The sequence below is a fragment of the Fodinisporobacter ferrooxydans genome, from assembly GCF_022818495.1.
GTDB lineage: Bacteria > Bacillota > Bacilli > Tumebacillales > MYW30-H2 > Fodinisporobacter > Fodinisporobacter ferrooxydans.
Genome location: NZ_CP089291.1, coordinates 996910 through 1008597, shown reverse-complemented (window position 1 = coordinate 1008597; position 11688 = coordinate 996910). Strand labels below are relative to the sequence as shown.

The following is an 11688-nucleotide window of genomic DNA, read 5'->3' as shown; positions in this document are numbered from 1 at the left end:
ATGTATTTTATTATGATTATAACATCTTTATTCCGATTTGAAATAAAGATCTTTTAAAATTTTGAATTGAAATATACATCTCGTTATTTAATAAAATAGTTCAGAGAAAACGAGTTGCAATAGTGGGTGGTAAGTTTGGGGCGTTATTTCAAGCAATGTCTTATATTCATTTTGATAATAAGATGAATGATTCGATGAATTTTATTGCCGATACGAATATGTATCGGTGTCGACGTCGGAAAATCTAAGGGAGTTTATGCTGTGATCAAAACGTATTTTTATCATGCAGAAGAAAAGAAAATGTACCACGATATAGACTTGAAAAAGAAAAAAGAACTTTTGGAAGATCATCAAAATCTTTTATGGATTGATCTATATAAATGTTCGGCGGATGAGTTAAAGTACATTGGGGAAATTTTTGCTTTCCACCCTTTGGCCATTGAGGATTGTTTGCACGATTCTCCCCGCTCAAAAGTCGATCATTACGATGACTATTACTTTTTTACCTTTCATGCATTGCGATACGATGAAGAAAGTGAGAAAGAGATTACGACAGAAGAATTAAATGTGTTTCTCGGCAAAAATTATATTGTCACCGTCCATAAAAATCCGCTTCATTCCATCGGAAAAATCGCCTATCGCTCGTTGCGCGCCCTGCATTTTATGGATAAAGGTCCGGACTTTCTGTTGTATTCCATTGTGGATGGAATTACGGACGAATACTTTCCGATCATGGAACGGATCATGGCCCGGATCGATGAATTGGAAGACGAGATGTATGAGCATCCGGCCCAGGAAATTACCGAAGAGTTCCTGGCATTGAAGCGGACGATTGTGTTGATCCGAAGAGTCATTCAGCCCAAAAAACGGATATTCGCAGGTGTTGGCGGACCCTATTCCTTTGAAGTGCATGAGGACAATGTGCCTTATTATATGGATCTCGTTGACCATTTGGAGCGCATTTCGGATTCATTGGAAGTCGCACGGGATCTTGTGTCGGGCGCCATGGAAACCTACTATTCCCTGGTATCGGCCCGCACGAATGACACGATGCGGGTGCTTACGATTATTACTACCGTTACAGCGACACTCACGGCAATTACAGGATTTTTCGGAATGAATACACCTTTGCCTTTTAAAGACAGTTGGATTACCACGGTCGTAATCGTTATTTTATTGGTTGTCATATCCTTATACATGGTGTATTTCTTCAAAGGGAAAAAATGGATGTAAAAGATTTGCCATGTTATCACTATTTTTGTCGAATTTGCACTACATTTGCGAATATCCGCACACTTTGGCAAGAGTATGCTAGTATAATTGCAAGCATGTCAAAAGTGGTTGCAAACATAACAGGTGGTTACAAACATACGAGTATGGAGCCGCAAACATAGACGAAAATGCAAAAACAGGCAAGCAAAATAGAGCAGCGCAAATTGTGGCAACGGGGTGATGATTGGTGAATCAAATGCAGAAATTTCAAAATAAATGGAAAAAAGGCGAAGCGGATCGATATGCATTAGCGAGTTCAACATTTGAAAAGCGGGAAGATATACCGGGTGTACAAGCATTACAGGACAAAGGCGGATTAAAAGAAGCGGCGGCCGTATTTACAGAAGAAGGGTTGCAGATATTTGCCCAATTATTCGCCAATACGGTGGAACGGGCGATTGAAAATCAGTTGAACCAGATAGTAGAAGCGGCCATTGAAAGGAAAATGACGGAAATTTTTGAGATAGCTGCAGCCAAGATACGTACGGCTGCGGAGCAGTTGCAACCAATCCTTTGGCAGCAGCCTGTGTTGCCGGGTCAATATGACAAAAACAGAGAACATATCGAAACTATTCAGACAAATCTCATTCAGGTAAATCCGATTCAAACAAATCCCTGGATTGCTTCAGCCATTGAGCAAGATGTGCCGGCACAGAAAGCGGATCGTTCAAGCCATGCAAGGCAATCAGGCAAACGGAGACGAACGATTGAAGAACAGGCGAATATCCTGGCGGCGTATCTGCAGGAGAATGGCAAGCAGCGAGTCTGTGATCTTGTCAAGCAGGTGGAAAATGTCTACTGGAGCACAAATCCCTGGATAAAAATTTCCCAATTTTGTAAAATTAATTCACATATCCGGAAATTAAACAATGGCTACTACGAATATGTGGACAAGCCGGAACTCATGCAATGAAGCAAGGAAAAAAACCATAAAAAAGGAGATCCGTGGGGGAAGATGGATCTCCGGGATAGATTGAGTTGTCGATTGTTTATTTAATGTAGAGAGGTTACTAGCACTGTCATTATCATATCTGAATCCCTGCGGTTCGTCATTCTGAAACGGCTGGTATTCCAGGTTATTGCTGACTATTTCGAAGTGCCTGATCCAAATCTTCTAAAATATCGTCAATGGTTTCCAAGCCGATCGATAAACGTACCAAATCAGGGGCTACGCCGCTTTTGATTTGGTCTTCTTCCGATAGCTGTTGATGTGTCGTGCTTGCCGGGTGGATCACAAGGGATTTTGCATCTCCTACATTGGCCAGGTGGGAAAACAGCTGCAAGCGATCGATGAATTTCGCACCTGCTTGCACACCGCCCTGAATGCCGAATGTCAAAATCGCCCCGGCTCCTTTGGGAAGATACTTTTGCGCCAATGAATAATAGGGACTGAATTCAAGCCCCGGATACTGTACCCAATTGACATTCGAATGCTGTGTGAGAAAGTTTGCTACAGCCAAAGTGTTGGTTACATGCCGCTCCATACGCAATGACAACGTCTCTACACCTTGCAGCAGCAAGAAACTATTGAATGGGGAGATAGCCGTGCCCATATCCCGCAGCAATTGAACGCGAGCCTTGATGATGTATGCAAGCGGTCCTAATGCTTCCACATAACGTATGCCATGATAGCTTTCATCCGGCTCTGTCAGACCGGGAAAGTTTCCTTTTGTCCAATCAAAATTTCCGCTATCGACAATAACTCCGCCGATGGATGTACCGTGGCCTCCGATAAATTTGGTAGCGGAATGAATCACAATATCAGCTCCATGCTCGAACGGACGGCACAAATAGGGAGTGGCAAACGTATTGTCAATAATTAACGGGATGTTATAGCTATGAGCGATATCTGCGACTGCTTGAATATCCAACACATCAATTCTCGGATTTCCAATCGTTTCTGCATACAGAGCTTTCGTTTTTGGCGTAATCGCCCGTTCGAAATTGGCCGGGTCGGATGGGTCGACGAAGTGAACCGTAATGCCCAGCCGCCTCAATGTGACAGCCAATAAATTATATGTACCGCCGTACAAGTTGCTGGATGCCACGATTTCGTCTCCGGAATCGGCGATGTTCAAGAGCGAGAGAGTAATGGCCGCTTGCCCGGAAGATACCGCCAATGCACCGACTCCACCTTCCAGCAACGCGATTCGCTGCTCAAAAACATCTTGTGTGGGGTTCATAATTCTTGTATAGATATTGCCGCTTTCTTTTAATGAAAAGAGGTTCGCTGCATGTTCACTGTCCCGAAACGAAAAGGATGTTGTTTGATAGATCGGTACAGCTCGTGCGCCAGTCGCCGGATCCGGAGTTTGTCCTCCATGCAATGATAGTGTTTCAAATCCTTGTTTACGATCTGCCATGTTCTCATCTCCCCTAAAATATAGCTGTTTATAATAAAATAAAAAACCGCCCTTTGAGAAAGGCGATTATGATCCACATACTCGACTCCCTCTCATCTTTCAGAACCAAACGTCCTGCTGGAATTGGCACCACTACAGTGTAAGTTCTATAACTGTCGGTTGCCGGGCTTCTACGGGCCAGTCCCTCCACCTCTCTTGATAAGAAGAAAACAAAAGTTTTTAATTTTCTATTAAATTCCTTAATGACAATCGTATCATCCCCATTGAAAACGGTCAACAGATAGATAGGCACACGTGAATCGACACACAAAAAACGGACGATACATATTTGGTGACACAGAAATTTTGAAGAAAATATAGTGAATCACCGGCCGCTTTTTATAGTGTCAGCGAAAAAGGCAGCTCTTGTAACTTGGAATACTGCGACAGAAAGGCCAGTTTTAAACTCATACCACTTTTTATAGCGCCAAAGCGGTTGATCCTGCTCTGCAATCGTCTCTGTCTCGATTGTATACGGAAGTTTTCGGGATGCCCGAATAGCCCGTATATTGGTTTGCTCAACCATCCAAATCACGCGCGTAATGTCCGGGTTGGCAAAAGCAAGCTGCAACATATCGCGTTTCGCCAGGGAATTGATCCCTTTGCCTTGAAAAGATTCTCCGAGCCAGGTGCCGAGAACAGCCGTATCCTCGAAAACTTCCGGCCGCGTAAAGCCGATCAGACCTGCGATTTGCAAAAAGGAACGGGGATCCAGACAGGCGTTGCGAGTGTGATCAAACGTCTTCGAATGGTGTACACCGATGACTCGGTACGCTCCAAGGCCGAAATGTTCCAGAACCGTGCTATGCTCTGCCAACTCTGTCAGCGATTTCTCGTTGACGGGCATGTCGATATAAGGGGCAACCTGTGGCGAATCAAGCAGCTTCAACAGAGCAGCGACAAGCTTTCGCTGAAATGGAAGCAGTCGAACCGCGAGCGTTTGATCTGTTTGTTGATTTTGGATACATGCTTCCTTCTCCGGATGTTCCATCATTGATTTTCGCCCCTTGCGCTTCACCGGCCAGTTCATAAACCCATTCACAATCCATTGCATTTACAATATTTCTCAATTCATCGGCAATATTTATAAGCACGAGTATATTCCCTTGTTTTTGCGGCGAAAATGCCTAGTAGACCTCAAAAGCAGGAGGAAGACAATATGAAGAAAATAGGTTTGGGAATCCTCTCCGTTTGTGCTATTCTTTTCACAATGAGTCTTTGGCAGAGCCGATCTGCACATTCCTACGATCAAAACGATGACATGACACGCCTGGTAAGTCAAGCGTTTGCTGCCACCGGTGCAACACAATCGGGCTATAACGTGCATGATTGGACGGTCATTGACCAAAACTATCACAGTGAGGCCGATTTGCGTACATACAGCCAAAAGTTAAACGACCTTATACACATTGAGAATCCCAGCACATATTCCAGCTCCGACGGCAGCCGCAACGTCTATCAAATCAGAGGAAGTTGGGGAACTTCCACAAAAGTCAGCATGATTTTGACAAGCATGAAATTTCCAGGCAGCAATCCGCAAACAACGTTAGTGATTCGCGCAGAAAGCAAATCAGGCAATCGAACCCAACTTTCCAATGATATCGAAAAAATCAAAAAAACGACAGCGCTTACAAACGTTAGACCACAAATTAGCACTTGTATTGAAGGATTTGTGAGTGATAGAATGAACAAGGTGGAGACAAATGCACTGATTTCCAAAACATTCAAATCTGTTCAGGCAACAGAGGTGGAAGGGGTAAAATCTGACCTTGTGACAAGTATCTCGGCGTATTCGCCGATGTCACAGGATTATATTTTGACAAATGGAAAAAAGATGAACTTGCAAGTGGCGGTTCATTATGACTCATACCGTCATCGGACACAAGTTCTTGTCGGATCTCCGATAGTAACCATCGAGTATTAGGGAGAGAATCCCGCTGATGCGGAGGGTGTCAACGTGCCAAAAATATTGATTCGCGGAGGAAATCAATTATACGGAACCGTACGGGCAAGCGGTGCGAAAAATTCCGTTTTACCGATCTTGGCTGCTTCCATTTTACCTGTGAAAGGTGACAGCATCATTGAAGATGTTCCGCAGCTAACGGACGTACAGATTATTACAGAAGTCATTGAAAATCTTGGGGTCAAGGTACAGGAGATACGGCCGGACGCATTGCGTTTGAATGCGGAGAATTTACATAATCCAAAAGCACCGGATGAATTGGTTCGTAAAATGCGGGCGTCTTTTACTGTACTGGGTCCGCTGCTTGCACGTTTTGGACAAGCGCGGGTGGCTTTGCCGGGTGGATGTGCGATCGGTGCGCGGCCGGTCGATCAACATCTGAAAGGGTTACAGGCATTGGGTGCCGAAATTGAAGTGGGTCATGGATTTGTCGATGCGAAAGTGCCGAGCGGCGGTTTGCGCGGCAGTCGGATTTATTTTGATGTGAATACGGTTGGCGGAACCCAGAATGTGATGATGGCGGCAGTTTTGGCGAAAGGTCAGACATTCATTCATAATGCGGCAAGGGAACCGGAAATCATAGATTTGGCGAACTATCTGAATGCAATGGGTGCGCATGTGCGAGGCGCGGGCACGGATGTGATCCGCATCGAAGGCGTAGATGAACTGCACGGCGCCAATCATACAGTGATTCCCGATCGGATCGAAGTCGGGACATTTTTGCTTGCAGCAGCGATTACCAATGGAGATGTATATGTGGAAGGAGCGATCTCCAACCATTTGACGCCATTGCTGGCCAAACTCCGGGAAGCTGGAGTTTCGGTGGTCGATGATGTGAAGGGAATTCGTGTGCAGGGAATCGAAAGAACCTTGAAGCCGATCGATATTAAGACACTGCCCTATCCAGGGTTTCCGACGGATCTGCAGGCGCAGATGATGGCATTTTTGACTGTCATTCAAGGAAATAGCCTGGTGACGGAAACGGTATTTGAAAATCGGTTTATGCATGTCAGCGAGTTGCAGCGCATGGGTGCGGAGATCAAAGTGGAAGGCCGGACGGCAGTTGTGGAAGGTGTTCCGAAGTTGACGGGCGCGGTTGTAACGGCGAGCGATTTGCGTGCAGGCGGCGCATTGATTACGGCTGCACTGGCAGCCCAAGGGGTATCGGAAATTCACGGGCTGCATCATGTTGATCGCGGTTATGTCGATATTGTAGGCAAATTGCGTTCTCTTGGCGCGGATATTGAACGGGATGACGAAATAAATACAAACAAGCGCATTTTCCAAGTCGTCTGATTTTTGAATCAAGCAGTTTGATTCTTTAAAAATGATGAATAGGCATAAGCGATAAAAAACGAACAGTCTGCCAATAGGTCTTGGCAAACCTGCTCGTTTTTTTATTGCAAGATTTGCTTTTACATCCGTCTGCTTTTACATAAATGCAATCCAGCTATTCAAAGAAACGCCCGGAAATCCGGGTGTATTGCATTATACATTGTTTATTTATCCTTGATTTTCACAACTCCGGTCATGCCGGCGCGCAGGCTGTGGTCAGGATTGTTGATCAATATCTTCACCAAATATTTATCCGAGTTCGGCTCGGCTTGGGGGCTGATGATGCTGATTTTTCCTTTGACAGTTTTGCCGAGGGCAGCCACTTGCACATCCGCATCTGCATTTTGCTTGATATACTTCAATTCATTTTCCGGTACATCGATGGATAGATACACTTGATCGGTATCCACGATTGTCATCAATGAGGAAGAGGGATTTGCCATTTCACCCGGATCAATATTCCGGGCAGCTACATATCCTTTGATCGGGCTTTTCAGCGTCCCGTTGTCATAATTGTATTGATTCAGATTTACATTTGCCTGTGCTTTTTGCAAGGCTGCTTTTGCTTCTTCGATTTGTTGCGGCGTCGCTCCGTTGCGCGCCTTGTCGTACAATGCTTTTGCTTGGTCCACTGCCGCTTTGAGGGAGTTTAACGTATCCTGGGTAGGTCCTTCTTCGGCCAGTTTCAAATTGTTTTGTGCTGCAACATAGGCAGCATTCGCTTGTTGATACGACACTTGTATGTTATCAAATGCTTGCTTGGCAATCACTCCTTGATCAAATAGCGCCTGGTTGCGATCCAATTCTTGCTTGGCATTCTCGTAATTGGCTTGAGCCGTTGCAAGAGCCGCCTTTAAACTGTCCAATTGTTCAGGGCGCGTGCCGTTTTTGACGTCTTCATAATGGTTTAGCGCCTGTTCGTAAGCTGCTTGTGCCGCCTGGATATCTTCAGGCCTCGTCCCGTTTGTCACATCCTGATATTTGGCTTGAGCCATGGCAAGATCCGACTGGGCGCTGTTGAGCTGTGCTTGCAAATCGGTCGTTTCGAGTTGAACCAGCACATCGCCGGGATTGACCGCATTGCCGATATCTTTGGAAACCGTTGTTACACGTCCGGAAATTTTCGGATAAATTTGAACTTCCTCGATTCCGGAAAGTTTTCCTGTAAAAAGAAGATAGTTGCCTTGTTGTTGGCCGCCTTGCCCGCTGCCGCCCGATTGTACTTGCAGCATGGCCGGTTTTACGGCACCGCAGCCGTATAGACTGAATACACTAGCGCTCATGATAAGCCCGATATAGAGAGGCACAGATTTTTTATTCATTATTTTCTCCACCTTATAAAACAGTTTCGTATCCGCAAATGGATTCCAATCCGTCCGTTTCTAAACGTATCGTTCCGAAACGTATTTGTTGGAACATTACATTTCTACGGCCATATGTGCAGCTTCCGGCTCTTCCACGCTTTTTTTTGCCGCTTTTCCGCCGCGAATCAGCAGTGCCAGAGGAATCGCCATTGCGACAAAGATCGCGGCTACCCAGAGAGCATCATCGACGGCCTGAATGGTCGCGTACTTTTGCACCAATCCCAGCATGGAATTGACCGCATATCCGTATGCATCATTGCTTGAAAACCCTTGCGCCATGTAAAGATTTTGCTGATTTAATAAATAGTCGGAGTTGATCGGGTTCGATGCATTAACCGTATTGGCCAGTTGAACGGCATGTTTTACGCCATTCGTTTGAAACACAGATGTCAAGATCGCCACACCGATGGATAGAGCCACTTGCCTCGAGATATTCAAAAGCGCCGAACCATTGCCGGTCTGGGATTTGTCCAAAGGATCCAATGGCATTTGCATTGTCGGCATCATGCACAGACCGAGCCCCAATCCCCGCAACGAAAGCAACCAGCGAATCGTGGAATCCGTCGTATTCATATTGATGTCGGTCAACATGATTCCGTTGATTAACGTGGCGGATAATCCCAAAAGAATCAGTGGTTTGCTGCCAAAGCGCTTCATGAGAAACATGCCGGCGATAAGTGATACGATCCCCGAAAAGACGGATTGGGGGAACATCAACAGTCCCGTATTCATAGCCGTATACCCAAGCAGGCTTTCCGCATAGATGGGAATCAGATAGACAGGGCCGAACATTCCGATCATGATTAAAGAGCCTATGATCATCCCGTTGCTAAAATCGGCAATTTTAAACAAGCGCAAATCCAGCAACGGATGTTCAAATGTCAATTCCCGATAGATCAACAAAAGCAGACAGATCAGGGAAGCGGCAAATAACGAAACGATATAAAACGATGTCCAGCCTTTCTCATGTCCTTTTGTAACACCCAGCAGCAACGTCGTCAGCATGGTGGCGGCATATAGGAATCCGGGCAGATCAAATTTTTCTTTTGTTTTTACAATTTCCGTTTCATTTAAGAAAGTCCAAGCCATGAGAATGCCGATCATGCCAATCGGGACATTGATCGTAAAAATCAGATGCCAGTCAAGGTATTGCACGATATAACCGCTCAATGTCGGACCAATCGCAGGAGCCACCATGACGGAGATGGCAAAAACCCCCATGGCCGGTCCGAGTTTTTCGCGCGGTACGACTTGATACAGCAGCGCTTGCCCGATTGGCTGTATCAATCCGCCGCCAAGCGCCTGAATGATGCGGGCGGCAATCAATGTATTATTGCTCCAGGCTAAGCCGCAGAGCAGGGAACCGACGGTAAAAAGCACGAATGATACAATATACATTTTTTTAAATCCGTAGTGTTTGCCCAAATACCCGGTAAGAGGGATGACTGCAGCCATTACAAGGGTATAAGCGGTCAAAACCCATTCGATCTGATCGGCTGCCACTCCGAATACGTTCATCATCTTGGGGATGGCCACGTTCACAATACTCGTGTCGAGCACAGCCATGAATGATCCGATCAAGATCGTAAATACAGCGGGCCAAAAGGATTCTTTCATTCACTACCACATCCTATTTCACATGAATTTTGACCTCTGCATTCAGACCAGGTTTAAAATCATAAGGCCCGTCAGTAAAAGCAATTTTAACCGGGATCCGTTGCGTTATTTTTGTAAAGTTTCCGCCTGCGTTTACCGGCGGCAAAAGGGAAAGGGCAGATTGTGTAGCCGGATCAATTTCTTTCACCTTGCCATGAAATGTGACGCCAGGGTACATGTCGACTGTAATATCGACCGGCTGCCCGACTTTGATGTCTGTTGCTTTTGTTTCGTCGATGTTTGCTTCGACATAAAGATCTTTCTTCGATACAACCAAGGCAACGGTTGTTCCGGCGCCGACCACTTCGCCTGATAGTCCGGTACGTTGTATGACGACACCGTCGATGGGAGATTTGATCATTGCACTGTCTGCAGTAGGAACATTGGACTGCTCCATTTGCATCAACACCTGCCCTTTTTGTACCGTATCTCCCTCATGAATATTCACAGTTTCAATTTTCCCGGCGATTTTTGGAGCAATCCGATAAATGTTCCCGGTGATTGTCGCATCATCTGTCGACACAAAATAATAGTTTTCATAGCCGTAATAGCCGACAATTCCTAGTATTGCTGCAATAATGACTCCAATAAAAATACGCGCAACTTTCTTTTTGTCCATATGTATCCTCCCAGCAGGAAATCGTGTGAAACAACTGTAAAATTGTCAATCTACGAATAAATCTGCGAACAAATCTACGAACAAAATCGAGGATTTTTCACTAACAGACAGCAGTCGAAAAGACTGATGAAGCCCAGTTTTTCTTACAATTGATGAGAAGCATTGAAAGCATGAAAAGGATTTAAAGCTCATGCACCCGTCCATGGACTTTTTCCAATAGAGCGATCAGTGTGCCGATCTCCGTTTCGTCCAATACTTTCATTATTTTTCCTATCAATTCAAAATGACTGGGAACCATCTCATTAATAAATTCCACTCCCTTATCGGTCAATTGTATATTGATCATACGGCGGTCGCTGCAGCATTCCATACGCTGTATGAGTCCGTCTTTCTCCAGTCCGTCCAGCAAACCGGTAATCGTGCCGCGGGTCACTCCGATGCGTTCGGCCAATTCGGAAGGAGCCATGCTGCGGGAATGATTAAATAAAGCCATCAGCGTCATCATGCGGCCGGGCGTAATGCCCCAGCAGGACAGATTCGTGCCGATTTTCTTTATCAGATCTCCGGATGTTCGCAAAAATACGAAAAACGCCTCGACAGATAGCGGGTCCATATCCGGGAATTTTTCTTTTAATTCCAGTACTTTTTGTCGATCGGGCAAATTTTTAGGCAAGCTTTGCAGGTGTAAATCCACATCGAGCACTCCCAAACATTGCTAAATTATAATTTGTCAGCATATAGTTTGCTTCCATATTTTTTGCCGGCAAAATAATAATATGGGATAATCAGCCACTTATGCAAGAAGAAAATAGCATTGCATAAATAAAAGTTTATTCTGAATATTTCGGTGGGATTGGAAACTGCGGGATTGGAAACTGTCAATGTAAGCTAGGATAACCGTCAGGAATTGATATGGAGATCGCCTGTTTTTTGGATACAAACACAGGTAGGGGTATAGCCAATCAAATAGTAATGAAGATTTTGTGGTGGAATAACATTTAAAGACGTACTTCATTTTTGCATAAATATACCATTTTGTGATGATGCAAGAAATGTCGCTAATGGCCAGATTAGTTT

10 protein-coding genes and 1 riboswitch are annotated in these 11688 nt (G+C 45.1%); of the genes, 4 read left to right on the top strand and 6 right to left on the bottom strand.

Translation table 11 applies throughout. From position 1 onward, the window contains the following. Positions 1 to 261: 261 nt before the first annotated feature. Both corA and LSG31_RS04745 read left to right on the top strand, forming a co-directional pair. On the top strand, positions 262 to 1233 hold the full coding sequence (corA, locus tag LSG31_RS04750; protein WP_347438255.1) for a magnesium/cobalt transporter CorA: 972 nt from the start codon (positions 262 to 264) through the stop codon (positions 1231 to 1233). Between the two features lie 226 nt (positions 1234 to 1459). Next, on the top strand, positions 1460 to 2185 hold the full coding sequence (locus LSG31_RS04745) for a hypothetical protein (protein WP_347438254.1): 726 nt from the start codon (positions 1460 to 1462) through the stop codon (positions 2183 to 2185). Between the two features lie 163 nt (positions 2186 to 2348). On the opposite strand, the gene LSG31_RS04740 is transcribed toward LSG31_RS04745, so the two are convergent. Continuing rightward, positions 2349 to 3635: a homocysteine synthase gene (locus tag LSG31_RS04740; protein WP_347438253.1), complete on the bottom strand. Its 1287-nt coding sequence runs from the start codon at positions 3633 to 3635 to the stop codon at positions 2349 to 2351. A gap of 89 nt (positions 3636 to 3724) precedes the next feature. Next, positions 3725 to 3840, bottom strand: a riboswitch (SAM riboswitch). 159 nt (positions 3841 to 3999) lie between these two features. Next, positions 4000 to 4668, bottom strand: coding sequence for a GNAT family N-acetyltransferase (locus LSG31_RS04735; RefSeq protein ID WP_347438252.1), 669 nt, complete (start codon positions 4666 to 4668; stop codon positions 4000 to 4002). 165 nt (positions 4669 to 4833) lie between these two features. On the opposite strand from LSG31_RS04735, the gene LSG31_RS04730 reads away from it, so the two are divergent. Together LSG31_RS04730 and murA are read left to right on the top strand one after the other, a co-directional pair. Beyond that, positions 4834 to 5598, top strand: coding sequence for a YwmB family TATA-box binding protein (locus tag LSG31_RS04730; protein ID WP_347438251.1), 765 nt, complete (start codon positions 4834 to 4836; stop codon positions 5596 to 5598). 33 nt (positions 5599 to 5631) lie between these two features. Further along, positions 5632 to 6933, top strand: a complete 1302-nt coding sequence (gene murA, locus LSG31_RS04725; RefSeq protein WP_347438250.1) for a UDP-N-acetylglucosamine 1-carboxyvinyltransferase — start codon at positions 5632 to 5634, stop codon at positions 6931 to 6933. Between the two features lie 203 nt (positions 6934 to 7136). On the opposite strand, the gene LSG31_RS04720 is transcribed toward murA, so the two are convergent. From LSG31_RS04720 to LSG31_RS04705, 4 genes are all read right to left on the bottom strand, one after another. Next, complete coding sequence (locus LSG31_RS04720) at positions 7137 to 8294, bottom strand: HlyD family secretion protein (protein ID WP_347438249.1); 1158 nt, start codon at positions 8292 to 8294, stop codon at positions 7137 to 7139. A gap of 96 nt (positions 8295 to 8390) precedes the next feature. Next, entirely contained in the window at positions 8391 to 9953 is a 1563-nt protein-coding gene (locus tag LSG31_RS04715; protein ID WP_347438248.1) for a DHA2 family efflux MFS transporter permease subunit, read from the bottom strand. Positions 9954 to 9966: 13 nt separating this feature from the next. Next, complete coding sequence (locus LSG31_RS04710; RefSeq protein ID WP_347438247.1) at positions 9967 to 10611, bottom strand: HlyD family secretion protein; 645 nt, start codon at positions 10609 to 10611, stop codon at positions 9967 to 9969. Between the two features lie 181 nt (positions 10612 to 10792). Next, a complete protein-coding gene (locus LSG31_RS04705) occupies positions 10793 to 11305 on the bottom strand; it encodes a MarR family winged helix-turn-helix transcriptional regulator (protein WP_347438246.1) in 513 nt (170 codons plus the stop codon). Positions 11306 to 11688: the final 383 nt, after the last annotated feature.

Coding starts and splice junctions, on each gene's coding strand:
- LSG31_RS04710 (WP_347438247.1), bottom strand. CDS start 10,611: ATGGACAAAAAGAAAGTTGCGCGTATTTTTATTGGAGTCATTATTGCA.
- LSG31_RS04735 (WP_347438252.1), bottom strand. CDS start 4,668: ATGATGGAACATCCGGAGAAGGAAGCATGTATCCAAAATCAACAAACA.
- LSG31_RS04720 (WP_347438249.1), bottom strand. CDS start 8,294: ATGAATAAAAAATCTGTGCCTCTCTATATCGGGCTTATCATGAGCGCT.
- LSG31_RS04730 (WP_347438251.1), top strand. CDS start 4,834: ATGAAGAAAATAGGTTTGGGAATCCTCTCCGTTTGTGCTATTCTTTTC.
- LSG31_RS04715 (WP_347438248.1), bottom strand. CDS start 9,953: ATGAAAGAATCCTTTTGGCCCGCTGTATTTACGATCTTGATCGGATCA.
- LSG31_RS04740 (WP_347438253.1), bottom strand. CDS start 3,635: ATGGCAGATCGTAAACAAGGATTTGAAACACTATCATTGCATGGAGGA.